Annotated in this window: 14 protein-coding genes and 4 pseudogenes; 4 read left to right on the top strand and 14 right to left on the bottom strand. The window is 38.3% G+C overall.

Annotated elements, in window-relative coordinates; all coding sequences use genetic code 11:
- Positions 1–126: 126 nt before the first annotated feature.
- Complete coding sequence (locus tag LIT25_15225; GenBank protein ID USK31984.1) at positions 127–1,542, bottom strand: APC family permease; 1,416 nt, start codon at positions 1,540–1,542, stop codon at positions 127–129.
- A gap of 135 nt (positions 1,543–1,677) precedes the next feature.
- Between LIT25_15225 and LIT25_15230 the strand changes: the two genes are divergently transcribed.
- Complete coding sequence (locus LIT25_15230) at positions 1,678–2,508, top strand: MerR family transcriptional regulator (GenBank protein USK31985.1); 831 nt, start codon at positions 1,678–1,680, stop codon at positions 2,506–2,508.
- Positions 2,509–2,710: 202 nt separating this feature from the next.
- On the opposite strand, the gene LIT25_15235 is transcribed toward LIT25_15230, so the two are convergent.
- From LIT25_15235 to LIT25_15260, 6 genes and pseudogenes are all read right to left on the bottom strand, one after another.
- Complete coding sequence (locus tag LIT25_15235) at positions 2,711–6,859, bottom strand: S8 family serine peptidase (GenBank protein ID USK31986.1); 4,149 nt, start codon at positions 6,857–6,859, stop codon at positions 2,711–2,713.
- 312 nt (positions 6,860–7,171) lie between these two features.
- Entirely contained in the window at positions 7,172–8,698 is a 1,527-nt protein-coding gene (locus tag LIT25_15240; GenBank protein ID USK36298.1) for an Fn3-like domain-containing protein, read from the bottom strand.
- A gap of 42 nt (positions 8,699–8,740) precedes the next feature.
- Positions 8,741–10,195 (bottom strand): annotated as a pseudogene (locus LIT25_15245) (S8 family serine peptidase).
- Between the two features lie 705 nt (positions 10,196–10,900).
- The gene (locus LIT25_15250; GenBank protein ID USK31987.1) at positions 10,901–11,542 is read right to left on the bottom strand and encodes a response regulator transcription factor; all 642 of its coding nucleotides are present in this window, start codon (positions 11,540–11,542) and stop codon (positions 10,901–10,903) included.
- Positions 11,543–11,546: 4 nt separating this feature from the next.
- Positions 11,547–13,373, bottom strand: a complete 1,827-nt coding sequence (locus tag LIT25_15255) for a sensor histidine kinase (protein ID USK31988.1) — start codon at positions 13,371–13,373, stop codon at positions 11,547–11,549.
- A 270-nt stretch (positions 13,374–13,643) separates the two neighbouring features.
- Positions 13,644–14,340 (bottom strand): annotated as a pseudogene (locus LIT25_15260) (FAD-binding protein).
- A 152-nt stretch (positions 14,341–14,492) separates the two neighbouring features.
- Between LIT25_15260 and LIT25_15265 the strand changes: the two are divergent.
- The gene (locus tag LIT25_15265; GenBank protein ID USK31989.1) at positions 14,493–15,212 is read left to right on the top strand and encodes a FadR family transcriptional regulator; all 720 of its coding nucleotides are present in this window, start codon (positions 14,493–14,495) and stop codon (positions 15,210–15,212) included.
- Between the two features lie 173 nt (positions 15,213–15,385).
- Positions 15,386–15,523 (top strand): hypothetical protein, encoded by a 138-nt coding sequence (locus LIT25_15270; protein USK31990.1) that lies wholly within the window; start codon positions 15,386–15,388, stop codon positions 15,521–15,523.
- Between the two features lie 494 nt (positions 15,524–16,017).
- Here LIT25_15270 and LIT25_15275 read toward each other — a convergent pair whose 3' ends face one another.
- The 3 genes from LIT25_15275 to LIT25_15285 form a co-directional block, all read right to left on the bottom strand.
- The gene (locus tag LIT25_15275) at positions 16,018–16,539 is read right to left on the bottom strand and encodes a topology modulation protein (protein USK31991.1); all 522 of its coding nucleotides are present in this window, start codon (positions 16,537–16,539) and stop codon (positions 16,018–16,020) included.
- A 642-nt stretch (positions 16,540–17,181) separates the two neighbouring features.
- Positions 17,182–18,072 (bottom strand): streptogramin B lyase Vgb(B), encoded by an 891-nt coding sequence (locus LIT25_15280; GenBank protein USK31992.1) that lies wholly within the window; start codon positions 18,070–18,072, stop codon positions 17,182–17,184.
- 187 nt (positions 18,073–18,259) lie between these two features.
- A complete protein-coding gene (locus LIT25_15285) occupies positions 18,260–19,051 on the bottom strand; it encodes a PhzF family phenazine biosynthesis protein (GenBank protein USK31993.1) in 792 nt (263 codons plus the stop codon).
- 318 nt (positions 19,052–19,369) lie between these two features.
- Between LIT25_15285 and LIT25_15290 the strand changes: the two are divergent.
- Positions 19,370–19,468, top strand: a pseudogene (locus tag LIT25_15290) (IS3 family transposase).
- Positions 19,469–19,631: 163 nt separating this feature from the next.
- Here the strand turns inward: LIT25_15290 and LIT25_15295 are convergent.
- The 4 genes and pseudogenes from LIT25_15295 to LIT25_15310 form a co-directional block, all read right to left on the bottom strand.
- Positions 19,632–21,104: a YdiU family protein gene (locus LIT25_15295; GenBank protein ID USK31994.1), complete on the bottom strand. Its 1,473-nt coding sequence runs from the start codon at positions 21,102–21,104 to the stop codon at positions 19,632–19,634.
- Between the two features lie 34 nt (positions 21,105–21,138).
- Positions 21,139–21,231, bottom strand: a pseudogene (locus tag LIT25_15300) (Lrp/AsnC family transcriptional regulator).
- Positions 21,232–21,578: 347 nt separating this feature from the next.
- Positions 21,579–22,040 (bottom strand): VOC family protein, encoded by a 462-nt coding sequence (locus LIT25_15305; GenBank protein USK31995.1) that lies wholly within the window; start codon positions 22,038–22,040, stop codon positions 21,579–21,581.
- 457 nt (positions 22,041–22,497) lie between these two features.
- Complete coding sequence (locus tag LIT25_15310) at positions 22,498–22,851, bottom strand: VOC family protein (GenBank protein USK31996.1); 354 nt, start codon at positions 22,849–22,851, stop codon at positions 22,498–22,500.
- Positions 22,852–22,994: the final 143 nt, after the last annotated feature.

Raw genomic sequence — 22,994 nt, forward strand, 5'->3', positions numbered from 1 at the left:
TGAGTTACCGCTTACATAAGAAGTGGCACCACCTCCTAATTAGAATTCAAAAACTTGTTATAAGTAATCAGCCATTGCCGGTATCAAGTGAAATGGCAATAAATAAATGATTCGAAACGAGACAGATTACAGATCTCCTACCTCTCTATCAATGCCCGGTACATTTTGTGGAATTTTCTGTCGATCAACGCTCTCTTCCTTTTGAGGAATCGCCTCTTCATCAAAATGAAACTCAGGAAGTGGTTTGCGAAACCATTTTGTCAAATAGACAAGATATACGAAGCCACAAACCATCCAAATGCCACCGAGAACCAGTGCCTCCATTTCTAAATGTGACCATAACCACAATGTAAAAGCTGCACCAATCAGTGGCAAAAGCAGATAACGGATGCAATCATAAAAAGAACGTTTGTGATTTCTTATAAAATAATGGGCGATGACTGATAGATTAACAGATGTAAAAGCAATTAGCCCTCCAAAGTTAATAAACTTAATCACTTGTTCCAATGTCAGCAAGATAGCTATTAATGAAACGGCTCCGATCACAAGAATGCCGCGTGAGGGGGTTTTAAAATCGGGATGAATATATCCGAATATTTTTTGTGGCAATGCGGAATCTCGTCCCATCGCATACAAGACACGAGAGGCGCTTGTAGTTGAAGCAACTCCTGAAGAAAAGTTGCCAATAATCACCGCAGTAATAAAAATGGATTTAAATAAATTTCCGCCAATAAGTACAGCTATTTCAAGGGCTGCAGAATCAGCATGTTTGAATGAATATCCCGGATGTACCAATTGTGCCAGATAAGAAGAGCCGATATACAAGACTCCGATAAACAATAGCATTATGATAATAGCTCTTGGGATCGTTTTTTCCGGATTGATTGTTTCCTCTGACAAGGTGGTGAGAGAGTCGAAACCAAGAAAACTAAAACAAAGAATGGAAGCTCCTGCTAAGATTACGGACAAGGAAACATCTGGATTGAACAATGATTTACTTGAGAGAAAACTGCCTGTTCCCACTCCTTCTAATAAACTTCCAACGGTTAATATCCAGAAAAGACATACAAAAATGATTTGAGCAATAACAAAAATTTTACTAGCGAATGCGGATATCTCCACACCAAGTATGCTCGGTGCCACTATACTGGCAGTTAAAAGAATAATCCACACATAATGCGGAATTTCTGGAAATACTGCATTTAAAAAGACCGCAGACATCAAGCAAGTAACCATTGGTGTTAACACATAATCAAGCAAAATCGTCCAACCGACAAGGAACCCAATCTCAGGATTAATAGATTTTTGTGTAAAGGTATAAGCTGACCCTGAGATAGGGTATACTTTTGACATCTTTCCATAGCTAAGTGCTGTAAACAGGATCGCTAGAAATGCAATCGTGTATGCACTCGTAATAAGCCCCTGTGAGGTTTCGGCAGCGATTCCATACGTATTAAAAAACACCATGGGGTTATTCCATGCAATCCCTAAAAAAACAACCTGTGACAATGTAAGTGTTCTTGCGAGCGCTTTCTGTTTCATAAATCAACTCCCTCCCTGTCAATAAAATAATTTATCAGATGATTGTGAAAATTGTGTGTTTTCATTGTAAACCTTGTTGTTACACAAAGGTCAATAGCTGTATACTATTTTTTTTAGGAGGTGGTTCAACTGGGGGTGAAGGAAAAATTAACCATCGGTGAGATGGCAAAATTACGAGGGGTAACGACAGAAACTTTGCGCCATTATGATCGGATTGGCTTATTCAAACCACAATATGTGGATCCTCATTCTGGATATCGCTACTATTCTATTTTTCAGTACGAAATTTTGGGAACCATTAAAGAGTTACGTCAACTCGGGATGAGTACGGACGAAATAAAGGATTATTTCAATGAACGTAATTTTAGTAAGTCCTTGGATATTTTAAAAGCCAAGCACATCGAACTTGTGTCAAAACTAAATGAGTTAAATGACTTAGAGGAAAATATTAGGGAAAAAATTGGATACTTGGAGCACGCAGCAAGAGAAAAAGAACTTCAAACGGTGTTTTTCCGTGAAATAGGAAGAAGGAAGTTAATTACCCTACATGAAAAAATAAATAATAATTTGGAACTCAGTTATGGTGTGATCAGGCTAGAGAATATGCTCACTGAGAAAACACCAATTCTGGCCAGTAACAGACTGGGCATTATTATCTCAGAAGCGGATCTTAGAGCGAAACAGTTTGAGGAACCATCAGTAATTTTTGTAGTCGCAAAAAATAAAGAAAAAATACCCAAACAGTACCAAAAGACGGTTCCGGCTGGGTTATTTGCTTGTATCCGTTATAATGGAGAATTATTGTGGAATCGTAGCGAGAGTTTAAGTAAAGTGTTGGCATATATAACTAAAACGGGATATCGAATTACCGGCGATGCACTGCAAATTATGCATGTTGATATTACAATCACAGACAAACCAAATGAGATTACATTTGAAATTCAAGTACCTGTTCAAAAGGTCTGACTCGTTCTAACAATTTAGTAAGCGGATTCATTTTGAAAACTAGCCGATTAGCAAGTCGATGGAAGGCTTGCTGAATTTAAACTAAAGAGAGGATTTTTCAACCTTTCTTGCCTCTGCTATTCTTAACTTCATTTGAATTTTATAACAAAGAAAAAAGAGGAAGGAATGTTTTGCATTCCTCCCCTTTTATCAACATCCCTTGTTATTGTTTCGGCTCAAGACCGACAAGACGCAGGAAGTATTCCAGCCCTTTCTTGCCAATTTTTTCTTTCGGCTGTTTGTTGGCAGGTGCGTCAGGTCCCTTCGTTAAGAAGTTGGTCTCAATTAAACGAACATCCGCTTCGTCCACCACACCATCTTGATTGAGATCTTGCGGCACGATGGAAGTATCTTTCGTACCGTATGCATCCACGACACTTTGGATATCGAGGATATCAATCATTTTGTCGCCATTCACATCCCCTGCAAGACTTCTCTGACCAATTCTTAAAAATTGCCCTCGTAGCTCTCCATTTGCATCATGATATCCAGGAATGAATTTCTTCATCACTTTAAGATGCCCCGGAACATCGAAAACAGCTGTATATACTTGATCGGAAGCAGGAATATCATTGACTGTGAATTTTCCACTCTTATCAATTGTTCCTGGATATTTTTTACCACTTCTAGAGAGAGCGTATACTTGTGCTCCTATTTTTGAATAATCCCCTTTTTTCAAAAATGCTGATCCTGATTCATATATCAAAAATGCTTCCGGCAATATGGATCCCAGCAACTGTGTATGTGTAGGAATTATTTTAAGATCTTCAGTGCCGTAAAAAGGAATAGCAGTACCTGCTGTTTGTCCGGATTTCTTATAAGACCCCTTCTTTACCTCAAATCCAGGAATTTCATCGTAAACTTCATCATTCGATACTTTAAACGTTACATCGAGGAACGGCATGTCTCCATCCAGTCCTCTGAATACATTTCCAGTAATGGAAGCACCGATTTTCAAACTATTATTGAATGTACCTTCCGTCACAACCGGCTCATGTAGTGATACCTGTAAGCCTTTTTCCGTTGCATATTGTTTTACTGCATTGTTCAGCTTCACATTCGCAAACTTGAAGAAGTCTTTGTAGTACTCTACATTAAATTCTCCCGAGACAAGCTCTTTCACATTATTAAGGCTGAGTGTCATCGTAAAGTTATCGCCGACTCTCAACTCATTCTTACTATAACTAGTCGTCGTATATTCCGTTCCTTCTTTCATGAAGTAATACTTTTGGTAACCAACTGCCGTTGCAGTATCCCACGTTCTCAACCACAATCTCATAGGTTGTTTTGCAATATCACTTTCCTCAATTCCTAATTTCACATCTCCATTCGCTTGAACCGGGAAGAACCCAGCCATATATCCAGAGGCACCTGTATAGTAAGCCATAGTGTTGGACGATTGATCGACGTCCAACCCTTTAGATTGCAATAAATCCACTGTCTCATCCTTAGCTGTTCCATGCAGCCACACTGCTTTTTGGCCATCTTCTACTGTAAACATAGAATCATTGATTTCGATTACTCCCGATTTTATATCCATGTTTACTTCTGGTGCTGTATTGTCCACGATAAGCGGATTGTGGAAAACATATGAGTTCCCATCCTCATCGTGTGCAATCAGTTCCAGTATATAATCGCCCGCTGGAAGCTTTATAGGAATATCACTGATTGGCTGGGACGGATCATTTGTAAATGGTAAGACCGTACCGCTGAATGCACCCGTAAGAAACACTTCTCTATCTATTGGAAAGTTAGTGTTCGCTGTCCCTATGAACCCTACAGATTTTCCTGTTTTACTGTCTTTTACAAGCACATCCATGGTTGTCATTGGGCTGTTCAACTTCATGATGAAATGGATCCTTGTGTCATTAAGTTCCCAGAAAGGTGTTGTATTTGTCACGGATGGTCTAGTCGCTTTGACATAATCAAATCCTTTTTCCGTCACCATGACAGCAAATGGAATTTGATAGGTTTCGTCTGGATTGTTCGCATGGGTCACATGGATATACCCTTCATATCTGCCTGTCTCAGCGCTCGTTGGAATCGTTATTTTTGGCTGGAGCTCTTGTGATTGTCCGCTTGATACTGTAATAGATGAAGGCACAGCCACTTTCACACCGTTCTTCAATGCATCTTGGATGCCTTTACGTTCACTGTGATACTCCACTTCTAGTTTAAAAGATTTTTCTTCCTGGCTGCTGTTTTGAACGGTCACCTTTTTACTTGCTTCAATTGGTTGTTCACCTTTTTTATAATGTCTGCCGAATACGATGGAGCCTGTTTGTTCGTCAATTTCTACGACGTTTCCATTTTCGATATTTTTTGTCTTATCCCATACTTTGATGGATGTATCTGTATGAACCGCTTGATAGGCATCGATTCTTCCTGCTCCTACTTCGTATACAGAATTATCCCCTTTTAAATCATCTGATGTATTCATGAGTGCCGCTTTTACATCGAAAGGAGTATATTCCGGATGCTGCTGCAAAATTAATGCTGCTGCACCTGCTACGTGTGGCGAAGCCATCGATGTGCCCGACATGCGTACATATCCATTGCTATAATTAATACCGTCCTGTGGATCATTGATAAATTCTGGTGTCGTAGAGAATATCGATACACCTGGAGCGACTACATCCGGCTTAATATCATAGTTTCCGTTTACCGGTCCGCGTGAGCTGAAATCTGCCAAATGATCGCCTTCCGTTTTTGTGTTACTTAACGTTTCAAATGTGAAGGATCCATTTCCCAGTCCCTTTAACCGTTCTCCATCCGCTTTTGAAAGGCGGAAAGAAGGAATCAATCCGACAGCCTCACCCAAATAGGCAGGGATTTGCCCGTCAACATTGTTGTACACGATCACCGCTTTGGCTCCAGCATTTTTAGCATTTTTTATTTTTTCATCAAAAGTAATTCCCCCGCGCTGAATCAACGCAAGTTTCCCGTTGACATCTTCCCCTTCAAAATCAGCCGCTTTACCAAGCCCTGCAAACACAATCGGAAGAGATTGTCCTTGCAGCTCTTCTAATCGATCAGAAAAATCCTTGCCTAATAGCTGGGTGTTTTCAAACGTTTCAATGGAAGCGCTTCCATTGAATGTAGGAATCGACATGGAGACATCGCTTGCCCCTACTGAAATGCCGAGAGCCGCTGCTCCTGGGGAACCGAGTGTTTTGTCGCCCGGTCCGGAGTTGCCTGCGGCAACGACGGTCACCACGCCTGAAAGCATAGCGTTATTTGTTGCGACAGAAGTGGCATATAACGGATCGTTCGTCTGGGCGCCGAGTGACATATTGATAACATCCATGCCATCTGCAATCGCTTGATCGATTCCTGCAAGGATTCCCGCAGTATCTCCTCCACCCCAAGGTCCTAATACTCTATAAGCATATAAATCTACTTCAGGCGCTACACCTTTAACGGCATAATCCACATCATTTTTCTTTTGGGCTGCAATCGTTCCTGCGACATGTGTTCCGTGATTTGTGTAGTACACATAGCCGGGATATTCCGGCTTGCCAGCATTGATCCAATCCTCGTATGACGTTTCCATCGGATCTGCATCGTTATCTACAAAATCATATCCGCCTTTATATGCTTCTTTTAAGTCTGGATGGTTGTAATCAATCCCTGTATCAAGAACGCCGACTTTAATCCCTTTACCGGTAATGTTCTCGGCATGAAGCTTGTCCACGCCAATTTGCGGAATACTGTCCGCCATTTTCGGATCGATGGCTTCTTTCGTTTTTACCGGCGGTTCCACTTTTACTTCGTAATCTTTAAAAATACGTTTAACTACTCCAGATTGCAGCAAATCCTCCACTGCCACGCCAGGCAGCGTCATCGCTACACCGTTGATGGCTTTTTTATACTCTCTTGTGATGTTTACATCTTCCACTTTGTATTTGGTCACGTTTTTCTGTGATTTTAATGATTGCACATGCTGTTTAAAATCTTTATGAGCTTTTTCCACTTTCTCATTCGCATCAGCAGAAGATAGTTTCTTTCCTTTCGCTGCTTGTTTCATCACTTCAATTTTCGCCGGCGCCTGTTCAAATTCGACGATGACTTTGACTAATTCCGGACTATTTGCATTAATATCCGGAGAAATCGTAAAGTTTGAATTGGTATCCAATTGCTCTAACGACTTTCTTTGTTCCGCAGACAGGCTCTTTAGAATATCTTCCGCATGATCAACTGGATTCAGCTCATACGGGCTTTTCGCCAATACGTTATATGGAGCGCCTTGAGATAGTAACATGCCAACAGCTAGCGTTCCTGTAATAATTTTACTGATTTTTTTCCTCTTCATACTGCATCCCCCTTGTCCTTATATAATTGTTTTTTTCTCTCTTAAACTTGTATTTTTTACAAACAAGTTATTTAAAGAAAGATCCATGAAACTAGTTAACTCGATTCTGTCCTTATCATCCCACATTTCTACTTTTCTGAAAATTAAACATAGGGAGTAAATTTTGTAGTTATTGGTTCTATACCATTATAGAACAAAAGTACTACACCGCGACTTTTTATTTAATCATTCATCTTTTGCGTATAGAAATGGCACCATGCACCAGGTATGAAAAAACCCAAGTGAATCATCCTCACTTGGGTCGCAATCGGTTTATTGTTGGAGAACCGTTACTTGTTTAGGAGTTGTTGTTACTTTAAAACCGTCTTTTGTCACGACATCAATTGAGATAGAATACGTTCCATTTTGAAGGTCCGTATTAGGTACCCATTGTGTTTTCAGTGTATGTTCATTTTTCACTTCAAACGAATCGACTATCTTTCCACTTGCATCTTTAACATTAATCGTCCAGTCTGCTCTGGCATAAGCCCAGGCATTAATATTTGCAGGTTTGCTTTTGTTAATATTTGCAGTCGGAGTTATACTGATCGTTTGAACGGCCATAGTATATTTAATATAGCTCGGATCTCCCCAAACTTTGTACGATTGATTTCCTGCATAATCAAGGGCTAGAATAATAATACTTTTCGGTTCTGTATTAACTAAGAAAGATTTTTGCTCAAGACTTAGTGAATAATATTGTCCATTCACCCATACAACAGCAGAATTAAAGTCACTTGCATTGTCTTGCGGATTGAAGGAAATTTCATATTTTCCGTTCTTTGGCGTTACTGTAATATCTGAAACGGTCGGAGCGACGGAATCTACCGTAATTGGCATTTTAACAATCTGTGGTTTTGCGTTTGGATAATCTAATGTTGTTTTGATAACATATTGATAAACACCATCAGGTACATATTGTCCGGATGAGTCTTTCATATCCCATTTATATCCGCCATACTTTGTATCCCCATATGACATTATATTTTTTCTGAATTTCCATGGAGTACCAGTATATTCACTAAAATCGCCTAAACTTTTAATGAGATTTCCAGATTGATCTTCAATATACATTTCAACTTTGTCTAAATTACGTAAGGCTTGGAAGGACGGATAGATACCATCGAGTATATAGTTTTTCGAGTATGCAATATGGTTAAGACTGAACCTTCCAGTATATGGGTTATATCCCAATGGATATCTTTCTGAATTCTCATCCCAAAGGGCCGTATATCCTACAAATGCATCCTTCTCCCATGCAGGTGCGTCGATATTTCGCGGTTCATCCCATTTTCCATAGAAGCCCATATAAGGAACAGTTAAAGGTACTGCTTTATCTTGGTCCTTGGCTACTGGAACTAGACGAACAAATCCTTCTACAAAACTATTTTTCTTTAAGGAATCTGGTAAGGTTATATTAACAGTCAGCATTTTTGTTTGACCTGGTTTAATTTTAACTAATGCTCCAGTTTTATCTGTTACTACATTATCATTTACAGTGACTGTCGCACCATTAATTCGTTCACTAGTTAATGTTAAATACTCTTTTGAATCCAATTTCCCATCACTATCTAAATCGAATTCCTTCATTTCAGTCTTATCTTTCAATAGATCTACATAAACATTGTATTCAATATCATCACTATTATTTTTACCCTTAGGAGTGTCGAATGCTTCCATGTTTAATTTAAAGCTTGTATTTTGATCGATATCCTTTAATGCAACTGCTCCAGCTTGTTCTAAAGGCGTGTTTCTACTTGTTACAATGACTGGTGTATTAATGGCATTTTGAATTTTCATTATCCCAGACCCTTGTACACGTGGTGAATATGGAACTTCTCCATTTATCCTTGGATCCATGGCAATATTAGCTGTATTCATTAAAGCAAGTTTTGCTTTTAAAACTGTATCTTCTGAATGGGTTAATCCTTTTTGATAAAGGACCTGCAATAACAATGCTGAACCGCCTGCAACATGAGGAGTTGCCATCGATGTACCGCTAATCACTTCATAATCATTTCCTGGTATAGTTGAATAAATATTTCCACCAGGAGCAGAAATCTCTGGTTTAAAATCTAATGTACTTGGAGAACCGAAAGATGAAAAATAGGACATCGTATCTTTCGCTGGATTCTCTACCCAAGTATCGCCTGCAAATTTCATGCTTAAATATTGACCACTTGGCAGACTATTCATTTTACTCAGTAGTGCTTCACCTGCAGCTTTACTTGTTGACGCCGTTGGTGCTGCAGTTGGCGTTAATGGCAGATTAGGATAATCTGGCAAAGCAGCAGGCGGTATCATAATAATCGCTTTTGCTCCCGCAGTCTTAGCTTCCCACTGAATGGATGAAACAGTACTATATACGTTTAATAGTTTAACTACTGCAATGTAGCCAGTTTTGCCTTTAGGATAATCTGATGCATTCTTCCCTTCCCCAACATATACCAAATCATAAGGTACATCTGGTGAAAGAACCTTAGAGACTTTAAAATTATACGATGCTGGAAATTGCGTTTGATCTTTGAACGGCACCGAAAAACCACTTGGATCTGCTAATGCATTTAAATGAAGTTTCGTATTTTCATAGGAAGCAACCGATAACGCATATGGACTTACACCCGGTGCACCTACTGTTCCAATATCTGGATTTTCTGCATATGGTCTTAATGAAGAGGGAATAATATTATTCTTTGTACTATAGGCTGAATTACCGGCTGCCACTACAACAAGGGTGCCTTGTTCTGTCGCAACTCGGATTGATTTTTGGATCGGATCAAAATCTTCATCTACATAGCCTGCATCAACACCTAAACTCATGTTGATTACATCTGCACCCATTGTGACTGCATGCTCAATTCCTGCGATAATATCATCCTCATAGGCACCACCGCCATTATCAGAAAATACCTTCTCGGCTAATAGTTGAACACCTGGTGCAATTCCAGCGACACCACCCTTCGTTTCGTCGCCATTTGCTCCAATTGTACCAGCCACGTGTGTACCATGCGGACTGCCATTTGTTCCCGGAATGACATTGGTATCATTGTCTGCCCAATCATATCCTGTTGGAACTTTATCGGAATACCAAATTTCGTTTACGTCTGTCTCAGCAAATTTTTGATTAATTTTATCTTGAGTCCATTTTTCTTTCGCTTTGGCTGTGTCAGATAGTTTCATATCTTTGTGCGTATAATCAATCCCTGAATCTACGACCGCTACTACTAATCCTTCACCTTTATAACCATATTGTTCCCATACATTTTGAGCTTGTACTAATTCTTTACTTGCTGCCATATTTTCCTGGAAGGTTCTGGCGATATGGACATTCGTAACCCCTGGAATAGACTGGATATCTTTTATATTTTGGAACTCTGTTTCTACACTGAATCCGTTAAACCCTTTGAAAAAACGATGCTTCACTTTAATAGGAGCATTTGATTGAGAATTTTTTTCTTTTGAGATTTGTTCGATTACTTTATCTTGTTTTTGTTTATATAAAGCTTTTTTGCTTTTGGCTGTTTGCTCAATTTCTGTTGGTTGTTCAACTTCTACAATTAAGCGAACAGGATCATTCGGTTTATATGCTGTAGCCAAACCTTCTTTCTTAACGTCTTTATATAGTGAATCTTCTTGACCTGTTTCGATCTTATCCTTATCAAAAAATAATTGTCCTCTTTGTTCCACAATTTCTTCAACCATTTGTGACTCAGCTGGCGTAACATCACCTTCTGCAAAAACGGTAAGTGATGAAAATAATAAGGAAGTCACCGCTGCTGTGGTCATGACTTTCCATGCCTTCATTTTTCTTTTTTCCATGAACATATCTCCTTTTCCTTATAATAAATAGATAAAACTAGTAAACTTCAAATCTATCTTTATCATCTCTCATTTTCACTTTTCTGAAAATTAATCAAAAGGTATAATTGCTGCAGCTTTTGGTTCTATACCAACATAAAACAAAAGAACTATCCGCACCTTGTGCAGGCGCAGGATAGTTCTTTAAGAAAAAGGAACAAGTTGATTTCGAACGGCATAAATGACTGCTTGGGAACGGCTTTTCACATTCAGCTTTTTGAAAATCTTATTGATGTGGATTTTAACGGTCTTGTCACTGATAAATAGGGCTTCAGCAATTTCTTTATTACTAAGACCTTTGACCAATTCAAACAGGATTTCTTTTTCACGCTTTGTCAGCATATTTTCGTTTGGTTCTGATGTAGTGTGCTGGTGATGATACGTAATCAGTTTTTTCGTCATGCGCGGATGAATAACAGAATCTCCTTGTGACACCATTCGGATGGCTGTCACCACTTGTTCAGATGATGAATCCTTCAATAAATATCCGTCTGCACCCGCACGAAGCGCTTCCATCAAATATTCATCATCCTCAAACATAGTCAATACGAGAACACGGCAGTTTGGATACTGACTTTTCACCTGTGAGGTTACCTCAATTCCATTTTTTCCAGGGAGATTGATGTCCATCAAAATACAATTAGGTCGAAACTCTTCTACTTTCTTCAACACCTCATCCCCGGAAACGGCTTCTCCTACGACTCGGATGTCGGATTCGAGATCCAATATACTCCGAATTCCATCACGCAAGACAGTATGATCATCCACTAATAATATTTGAATCATGATACTATTCCCTCTTTTCCGAATCTGGAATTAACAATGTTATTTCTGTACCTTTTCCTGCTGAACTATCAATCTGAAGGGTTGCACCCAGCTGTTCAGCTTGTTCATTCATTTGCAAGATGCCATAATGGGGCTCATGCTTCGTTTTAATCATAGATTCAAAAAGGGAAAAGCCAATCCCGTTGTCCTTCACCTTTAAAAGTACATGTTCACGTTGATAGCTTAGGAGAATGTCAACTTCGTCAGCTTTTGCATGCTTTATAATATTCTGCAAGCTTTCCTGTAAAGTATCGAAGATGGCTCGTTCTTTTGTAAAACTGAGTGTTCGAGAACGGCCCCTTTCATGATATTTAATCGCTAGATCATATTCTTGTTTTATAGATTGTATTTTATTTGCTACTGCTTGTTTTAGCCCTAGCCTTTGAGTAGGATATGGCTTTAAAGCATAGATAGAATAACGAACTTCCCCTAAACTCTTCCGTAATTTTTTTATGCTTTTGTCTACCACTTGCTCCATGTTTCCTGATTGATCTTTGGACTGTTTCTGAGCTGATTCCAGATGAAATATGACCCCGGCTAATACTTGTGCGATTCCATCGTGGATTTCACGGGCTAATCGATTTCTTTCTTCCAGAATAATTCGTTTTTCCTGTTCGGAGACGAGCGACCGTGTTTTAAGCAAGCTGCCCAAATGATTGGCAAACGTAGCTAAAGACTGTATATCTTCGGTAATAAAACTCGCCCCCCTGCTTTTGCCTGCAACAAACATTCCAACCAACTCATGATTGACTTTTAGAGGTAAGTAGACGAGGGAGCGTATGACATCTTCAAATACTTCATCTCCTGGAGCCATACCCGTTTTCCAATCAGTAACAACAAAGGTTTGAGCTATCTCCTCAAAATTCTGCAGATCAAACGAACTTGAAATATTGGAATGTACTTTTCCATCCTTTAATAGAAGCTGCCAGTTCCCTTCATCTTTTACCCATAAAGCATATGCTTGTATTCCCAAGAATCCTTTAAGTGATTGTTTCATCTGATGTAAGTTTCCGGCAGACAGCCCATGGCTCAACTCCGTCGTAATAGAAAAAAGATTATATAATCGTTCTTTTTCAATCCGTATTTGCCGGGAGAAAGAACTAATGATGCAAATGGCTACAAGCGGGAAAAAGAAGAACAGAACAGTAACTCCATCCATCTCTCCGCGATATCGATGTTCTAAGATATATATAAGATAGGCGTAGAATAAACAAAAACTTGCACTCAAAAATACTAAAATATTTTTCTTGTGCCATTGTTCTCGCGTGTATGGCTGAGGAAGAAGCACCATTAAAAGATCGTAAGAAAGGGTGTTGATAGAGCAAAAGAATACGGTAAATAAAAGCAAGCTTATTAATTCTTCATATAAAACAGACAGGTTCATATCCGTAATAAAAAAAGAAATACATTGGTTGGACAACCACTCTGCTAGAATGATACTTAGAGCTAATTGAGTACTATTAAATAGTGTTCTTTGCATGGGCAAACGGCGAAGGGTATGAGTAAATACCATTGCACACACACAAGCAATGACAGTTATATGTATCCCAAACTCCCAATTCATTGGATAAATGAGCGTAAGGCTGAGCGTGATTCCTCCTCTCCCAATTCGGATAGGAAAATACTCAATAATCCCCATAAACACAGCCAATAGGAAAAGGATTATGGGGTCAGAAGTCTTTTCACTCATAAATATGGAGGTGATAACAGCTATTAAACCGAGAAAAGAAATAGAATAAATATAAAAACTTGCAAAATGTTCTCTCATAGAAATAGAATCTATCTTTTCCAAAGCGCCACCTTCCTTTATCTCATAGAATCTATAATCACACTATTATTATCTAATAAAAAACCGGCACTGGCAAAATGGAAAATGTCCCACTAGCCAATCACCGGCTGTGCACTAACCTTAAATGGTAACACACAATATTAGTATAATACTTAATACTTCATTTGCCTGTTCACCAAATGTTGTAATTATAAATGTTTTTTTGCCTAGACTATATAGAACAAAAGATATATACGGATTCCAGACTGCCTTTCAGACAGCCTTCCTTTAGGCATAAGCCAGATGGTGTCTTGCTTCCCAAAGCCTATTTCGAGCAGCACTATCCGTTTCAAATTTAATGAGTTCACAATGCAGATCTGATACAAGCTCTTTCGTAAACTCAACGTCCTGTCTAAGCCCTGCTTCATTTCCATGGAATTCAAGAAAGAGAGTCGGTTTTTCAAGGTAATCTGTATCACTGTACAAGTTGGCCTGCTTCATGGATGGCTCATCAACAAGCTCTACTCTTGCAATTAGAATTCCCGCTTGCATTTGTAGCCGCTATCCCCCCCAAGAGTTGCATCCTCTCCTGGATCAACTGAAAAGAACAGGCCGTATTTTTTAAGTTTATTTAATTGAGAGCACGTGGCGCCAGGCTGGACTCTTACAAGAAAATCCTGCTCCCTTACTTCAAGGATTTTTTCATTAGGGAAAAATCAATTGTAATCCCCAAATCATATGGAATCACATGTCCTTCTAAGCTCGAGCCAAGTACAAAAGGCACAACAGGCACTTGATATGTATTTGCGAATTTGATAATTCTACTTACTTGTGCAGTCGTCTCAGGAAAAACAACCAAATCCGGGAGACTTGGTGCGTGTTACGATTCATCCCTGCTGTGCTGTTCTCTCACTGTCGCATTAATAGAGACCTGACTTTCAGGAAGGATTTTTTTAAAAGCTTCTGCCAGATTAGCAATTTCCAGATTCATTCCACTCTCTCCCCTAAATTAATATGTAATCGTTTACAATAAATCGTTTATAATGATTAAATCTGTACTACCAATTCCCAATTGGTCTAACCACTTTCCATTATACTTAATTATCTGAAAAACACAACAACTCTTAAAGGTGTGAAGGTTCATTGAAGCATAATAAACGAACGTATGAAATCATTGTGGAACAGCTCAGAGAATTTTTTCTGAACGGTGACTTAAAGCCAGGAGATAAACTCCCTTCTGAGCGTCAACTCGCAAGCAAGTTTAACGTTAGTCGCACATCAATTAGAGAAGCTCTGCGGATGCTTGAGCTGCGCGGAGCGATCGACATTCGCAGAGGCGGCGGAAGCTATATCAAATCAACAGAATTTCCCCCTTCAACAGAGGAATTATCTTCTGTCATCACTAAAGCTGAAAGCCATCTGGTCTATGAAATGCTCGAGCTTCGCCGTGCCCTCGAAGCAGAATCTGCCTATTTGGCAGCTCAAAGAGCGAATTCTGCGGACTTAGAAATAATCCGAAAAGCGCTAGATAAAATGGCAGCTTCAAAAAATGACGTGGAATCGGGACTTGAATCAGATCTCAACTTTCATTTATCGATTGTAAGAGCTACACACAACTCCTTATTTATTGAACTGATTCAAACCATGAGTGAGCACATGGAAGATACTATCCGCACAACCCGCAGACACCGCCTGGCTGACTCAGCACGTGCTCAGGACACACTGGATGAACACAAAAGAATCTATTTGGCCATTGCTTCCGGGAATGCCGTTCAGGCCAGAAATCTTGTTGAAGAGCACATTGCCCGGATTAGAAGTGAATTGAGTGAGACATTATTATCGGAATTAGGTGAATCGATATGACGAAACTGCTTTTAACATCATGCGGAGTTTATAATGGAAGCATTAAAAAAAGAGCACTGCACAGAGATATTAAATCATGATTGACCCTTTACAATTTGAAAAATGTATTTTCTTTAGATACAAAGGAAACTTTAATAGTGTAAGTTCAAGATACATGAAAGGAGTAAATCACCTTGAAAAAAGAAGGAAACCAAGATAAAAGAAATACTGAAGAAACGCAAGAGGAATTGCAAACAATTAATGATATTACTTCCAGCGATAACGGTCAGCCGGTACCGCAGCCTAAAGATTACGATGAAATAGAATATTAAATTAAAAGATAATCAAATGTTCAGCTAAAGATAAGTCTATAATTAAAAAAAGGGCTGCTGAAAGTGATATACTTTACAGCCCAGCCCCCTTTGTTAGGATCATTGCAAAGTCAAACAATACAACAGAGAAATCATACTCATCTTTCCCCTTGCATTATTCTTTTTCCGGCAGCGGAATGTTTTTTTAAAAATTCTCGTTTGTCTAACTAAACTTACTGTTTGGAAAGGTACCAGTCTCATATGTTTGACAGCATCTTGATCAGATAGATAGTGAAACATATCGTCAGCATCCTCTTTGTGTTACTGCTCTTAGGATTAATCTTGCTGTTTCTATTATTGGAAATTCTTTTTCCATTGATTTTCCCCTCCTCAATCCATGTTCTTGATATGCGTCCATTTGTTGATGAAAGTTCTAATCTAATCTCAAAAGGAAAGTCGAGTCAAACATGATATAATCACTCATCTTTATCTCTTTACCTTACCATTTAGATCTTTCAATGCGATAAAGTTTTTAAATAAGAGTGGATCTCTTTCTTATTCTTCAGCATGATAATGTTTTTTTGAGAACCCGTTCCTTTGAAAGCTTGAAGCCTGGTTTCCATCTTTTTCTTTCGGGGATAGTAAGTGGTACAGATGAACTTAAGAAATTGGAAGTCTAATTTTTCCATACACCCCTCTCCCATGTCAGGTCTCGTTTTCCCAATGTTTTGAATCCAGCGCTTGAAAACTCGATACAAACATACAATTAAAGGAAGCTCCAGATAGATAATCGTATCTGCATTCCGCACTCGAATGTCATATGTATTACTATAATTGCCCTCTATAATCCATTGATCTAGAGAGACAATTTTTTGCTGATCAGCTGCAAACTCTTCTAATGAAGCTTCTGCCCATTCTGGTTTCCAGTATAAAGCATCAAGATGATAGACAGAGATCTCCAGTAATTCTCCTAACTTTCGTGCAAATGTAGACTTCCCAACCCCTGCTGATACTCCCATCACCATAATTCGGTTCATTTTACAAATCAGCTCCTTACTTTTCCTTCTTTAAGGAATACACCCGTTAGTTTTATGAGGATCATTGTGTTTTAGTTTGATAGTCTCTTCAAACTGTTCACTTTTTATTCTGCTGCTTTCTATTTACTCTATATGTAATATCCATTTATACTTAAGCAAATTCTTTTATAAAGAGATTATATATCATAATTTATAAATATCAGTTTATATAGAGTGGTAACTCTATAATTTTTTGGCTGATGTCAATCGCACGTAGTATCTATTTTCATCTCAAAACAGAGCTTTGTATTGAGATCCGTCAGCATTAACTGGCTAACCTTACAATGAAATCTGCATGCAAAAAAGAGCACAATCCTTATTATTGGAAAGCGCCGATAGTAGCATATCAATATAAAATTGTATTTCCGAAAGTAACTTTCTTGTTAATAAAAGCTACCGGTACAAGAAAATTAAAATCCCTAATTTATCCCAAAAAGCTTTATTCCATTTACTGTTCTTCAAGAATAATCTCCGCCTATAAGATGAGGCTTTGTAATGGATTGTTTAATAAATTTAATATGTTTTATACCAATTTAGGGTATCCTTCTTCTGAATTAGCTTCTTGCTGGTTTTGAGGTTTCATAAATACTGCTCACGCCGATCTCATTCACTTAAATTCAGTTTACCAATTTTGTTGCATTCTAACGCAACCCATACGGAACCATCTTCCCCAAATGCAATACCATGCGGCTCAGCATTTTCTGTTTGAATTTGATATTCATGAATCGTTTGATCACTTGTAATCCTGCCAATTTTATTTGCACCCCATTCAGTGAACCATATTTCGCAATCTTTTCCCTTAATAATTGCGTGTGGGCGTGCGTTTGGAGTTGGAATATCATATTCGCTAATCACCCCAGAAGTAGTGATGCGACCTATTTTGTTGCCCATAATTTCGACAAACCAGAGTGCACCATCGTTACCACTAGTAATACCCACTGGCCCTGCTTCTTGTGTAGGCAGAGGGTATTCAGTTAACTCTCCAGTATCTGTTATTCTTCCAATAGCATTATTTTGGTTTTCTGTGAACCATAGTGCGTTATCTGAACCTAAAGTAATATAAGAAGGAAAGGAACCCTTATTTGGAAGATCATATTCATGGATATCACCTTCAGTGGTCAATTTGCCAATACGATTCCCACTCATTTGGGTAAACCAAATATCACCATTTGAGCCTTCAGTTATTCCATAAGGAGCTGAATCCGACTGTGGTAGTGGATATTCAATAAACATACCTGATGTTGTAAGCCTTCCTATTTTATTGGCTCCATTCTCTGTAAACCATATGTCGCCCATGGAAGATACAGTTAAACACATAACTTTAGCATCAGGTGTAGGAACTTTATACTCTTTTACCTCACCACTTAGATCTAGACAGCTGATTTTGTTTGCTTTATGTTGTGTAAACCATATCTTTCCGTCTTGTGTTGAATCTATACCGTACGGACCTGAGTCGGGAATTGATAAATTAAATTCTCTAAAATCAAATTTCATTTAAATCCCTCCATCAATAATTTTCGAACAAAAAAAACTCATGCCCATTTTCTGAGATAGGATGTAATGTAATCCATAGTACAAACTTAAAATAGGCTGTTTATCCAATGCCTGATTAGTGGGCAGCTTGCAGCAAATGGAACATGAATTTGCGGAATGCAGGCGAAGTGCTGACGCAAGTACCAATTTAATTATAAAGAATTCCTTTCATTAATGTTACACAGTCTCCAACTAACTCAACTTTAACTCCTTTTATTTTCAGTTTTATTTCACCCCCGCGCTCTGAATCTTGATATGCTGTCATATTTGTTTTATTTAAGAGATTACTCCAATATGAAACTAATGCACAGTGTGCTGAACCTGTTACGTAATCTTCGTTAATTCCTATCTTTGGAGCAAAATACCTTGATACAAAGTCATATTTATCTGATCCGCGGCTAGTAATAATTATACCCGGACCTTCTATTTCTCTAATTGCTTTCAAATTAGGCTTTACGTCATGAACCATCACCTGATTTTCCAACTCTAATATGTACCGATCCTCTGCCCAAGCAGCATCTTTAATAGGAAAATCAATAGCACGTTTTAATTTGTCAGTAACCTCTGTTTGAGTTGATTCTTTTATATTAAATGTCAGAATGATTCGTTGTTCTGATAGCTTAGTTCTAAGGAGTCCTGATTGAGTATAAAAGTTAATTGCGGACTCTGATGAAGAAAAACCCTCGCTCCACAGAATATGAGCAGCTCCCAATGTACCATGACCGCATAAATCAATCTCTTTAGCAGGTGTGAACCATCTTAGGTGATAGTTATTTCCATCTTTTAACGAAATAAAAGCTGTGACTGGCTGATTAAGTTCTTTGGCTAAGGACTTCATCCATTGTTCTGTCCTTTTCTCTCTCAAGAAAACGATTGCTGCAGGATTCCCTTTAAATTTTTCTTTAGTAAAAGCATTAATAATATAAAAATAGCTATTCAAAAACCCACCCTCTTAAATGAAATCAACAGCATTAATCATCTAATGCAAAAAATAAACAAACCTATAGTTATAAAACGCCCTTATCTGAAATGAGCAGCTTGTAATACCAGTCTAATTCCTTTCCTATTTAATTTTGGCCCGGCATCTTCCATACCAAGTTTAACGCAGCTAGTTAATTCACCCCTTTTTTTCATAAACCTGCTCGGCTCCCTACTATCAATTATTTCAAAATTAAGTGATTTCTTCAATATTTTATTACATCAAAAAAGCGCTGAGTGTTTTAACCTGTATACTTTTAAAACTTCACAAGAGGTTAGAAGGGCTATTAAAAACTACATTCTCTTTTATAACCACGAAAGGTTTCAAAACAAGCTAAACAACCTGACTCCTATTGAATATAGAAGTCAGGCTTCTTAACTGCGCTTATTTTTTATGTCTACTTGACAGGGGTCAGATCAACTTTGGATAAACGCCTAATTGTTGAAATAAATCTAAACTTGATTATCAGCTTACATAAAATGTTTCATCTTGAATAAAGCATAAAGAACCAATTACAATTCTTCCATGCCTATTCTTGATGTCACGTACCGCAAAAAGTTTTGTAAGGACTTGATGATTCCGGCGGCAGTGTGCAGTATTCAGCCTGTTTAGGAGAGTGCGCGTACGGGCTGGAAAGTACACCTAGAAGCCTCTCCATAACACTGTAGTCTCCTTGTTTCACAGCAGCATCTAAGGCCTCTTCTACTCGATGGTTGCGGGGGATTACAGCAGGATTGCTGCTGCGCATTAATTGCTGCGAGTTGGTTTTCGGCTCCTCCTGCCTTCCCAGTCTATCCTGCCACAGCTTATGCCACTCAGCAAATTCTTCAGTGCCAAACAGCATCGTACCCTCCGCTTTATCAAAAGTTAATGCAAGGAATGTATTGGTATAGTCAGCGCGATGCTTCTGCATCAGATTCAGCAGGTCGTTAATAAGGGCTTCATCCTGAATCTCTTCATTAAATAATCCCAGTTTACCTCTCATTCCCGCAAGCCAATTTCGTCGGTACATCTCAATAAAATTTGAAATTTCGTCCTGCGCAAACTGGACGGCCTGCTCCTGATCCGTATGCAGCAGCGGCAATAAGGTTTCCGCAAATCTAGCAAGATTCCACCCGGCAATATACGGCTGATTTCCATAGGCATACCTGCCTTGAATGTCAATGGAACTGAATACCGTTTCCGGGTCATAGGCATCCATGAATGCGCAAGGACCATAATCAATGGTTTCCCCGCTTATGGTCATGTTATCTGTGTTCATCACTCCGTGAATAAAGCCAACCAGCTGCCACTTGGAAATCAGCATGGCATGACGCTTAATCACTTCCCGAAGCAGAGAAAGATATCGGCTCTCATCCTCATCAACGTCTGGAAAATGACGCTTAAGTGCATAGTCAGCAAGGGCCCGGAGTTCCTCGACTGATCCCCATTTTGCAATATATTGAAAAGTTCCGAAGCGCAGGTGACTTGAAGCCACACGGGTCAAAATCGCACCCGGCAACTCAGTTTCGCGAATTACCGGCTCACCGGTTGTCACCACAGCCAGGCTGCGAGTGGTTGGAATACCAAGCGCATGCATAGCTTCGCTTATGATGTATTCGCGCAGCATAGGTCCAAGTGAAGCCCGTCCATCGCCCCCGCGGGAATATGGTGTTCTGCCTGAACCCTTTAACTGAATATCAACCCGCTCACTTTGGGGAGTAATTTGCTCACCTAGCAGCAAGGCCCGTCCGTCCCCTAACATGGTAAAGTGGCCGAATTGATGCCCTGCATAAGCTTGAGCTAGAGGCAAAGCACCTTCAGGAATCTGGTTGCCCGAAAGCGCCGCTACTCCATCTTCGCTTTTTATCGCCTGTATGTTTAACCCAAGGGATGCTGCCAAAGGGTCATTAAGAATAATCAACTTCGGTGAACTTACAGAGTTAAGTTTTACGCTGGTAAAAAAAGATTTCGGCAGATTGGCGTAGCTGTTGTCGAAGTTCCATCCTGTTTTTATTTCTTTTTTATTTGTCATCGTATCTCCTTCTCTTCTTTATGTAATATTATTTTTACTCACGAATAACAATCGAAAATTTAAAGTTAACATGCGCGTTCAACTGGTTCAGTTCATTTGAAGGGTAAAGACATTCCAATAAATAACATCTTATCATTATTTCTTACATACTTGTTCCAATTCTTTTATCATTGGTTTATCATATTATCAAGGGAAACATGTCGGGTTTTACAATGCCAATTTAAATGACAGCTGTTTCTGTTTTGATTTATATTTATTAAAATTGGCATGAAGGGTTTGAAAAATACCGGACGGACTAATGAAGTTTTCATTAAACCTAAATGCTCAGAGAGGAAATTCTCTGAGCATTTTTTATTCAATTCCTTGCCTGGAACCTTGATGGACCAGTTATTTTAGTCCAGTTTGCACTTTGAAAAAACATGAGTATTAATTATAAGATTTTGAAGAGAATTGCGTTAATAATGATTTTTAATCCTATTCTTCACTTCTGATGTTTTCCCATTCACTTAAATACATGACATCTCGTTCCACATTCTTCTTTTCGGGAAGTAAACAAAGAAATTCTAAAGAATTCCCGTCTGGATCATAAAAATAGAGATTAGCAGAAGGTGTCCAAGTATGAACCATTGGTTCAGAGGGTTCATGCCCAAAAGCAGGTCTTGGACTTATACCTTTTGCAAGAAGCCATTCTCTTGCATGAAGGATATCCTCATAGCTAATCTTAAATGCAAAGTGGCTTTTATGAAATTTTTCTTCTGAAACCTCCCAAACGCCAAGCATTTGTTCTCTCTTATTATTTTTATCAAACCAAAAGAATGCTGCACGGCGCTCTTCAATATAATGAGCTAGATCTAACCCTAGTTTTTTATAGAATTCTATTGCTGTTTCTAAATTTATTGTTTGAATATGTGTTTCATATAGAGTTCCTGGAAACATTATTAAGTCCCTCCTCATTTTTAAAAAAGGATTGTTTTTCCACATTATAACAAATGAGAAATGAAAGAGACATCGTATATTTAGCTGAGCATGTGTACGTTTTTAGTCGTACGACTATGGACTTAACTCGCAAATTGTTCAAGAGAAACTGATCCATTTCATTTCAAATCCCAACAATTCACTTTAAACTCTCCATTAAATAAGACACTATCCCAAGTTGGATAAGTGCCCAATTATAGAATAAAGGAATTATCACTTTAATATATGCCAATTAAGCTTAATCAAACTTATTTCTAATTAACAGACAATTTATTGAAAATGTTCTTGAATCGTTTTCATTTATAACCTCCTTTCTTAAGAAGAGTGCCCGATTGTTGACTATTAATTATTCACAAATGAGATTAGATTCTAAATACGCAAGAATTTCTTTCTTATTCATCATCTCAATAAATATTAATTAACACTTACAAATCATCAGATGATTTCCATCAGGGTCTTTAAAATTAAAATAATGATTATGTTCAATTTCAGTCATCACATCAATCTTCTTTTTCTTCATAAACATATAAGCTTCTTCAATATTTTCTGTATTGAAATGGAATAAGGGGGTTTTTATTATGTTATGTTTTGAATAAATCTTGCTGTCTAATACAATTCCCGTACCATTCATAGGTAAGACATAAATATGACCAAATTGAATGTCTCCATCTGCTTGTAAACCTAAAATGTCACAATACCAATCTCTTGCTTGTTCTATGTTGCTCACTGGAATAAAGACTGCTCCGATTTGATTTAAAATAGGGTTATTCAAATAAACACCTCCATAATTATTTACATAGTTGCCTTAACTATTACATTCGTTTTTTTGATTAACTAACCTGCTTTTAAAGTTCAACAATTAAATGGAGCTATTAAATGATTTTTTTTTTGTTTTACGAAGCAGTATGCAGTTTG

This window comes from Bacillus sp. F19, from assembly GCA_023823795.1.
Lineage (GTDB): Bacteria > Bacillota > Bacilli > Bacillales > Bacillaceae > Bacillus_P.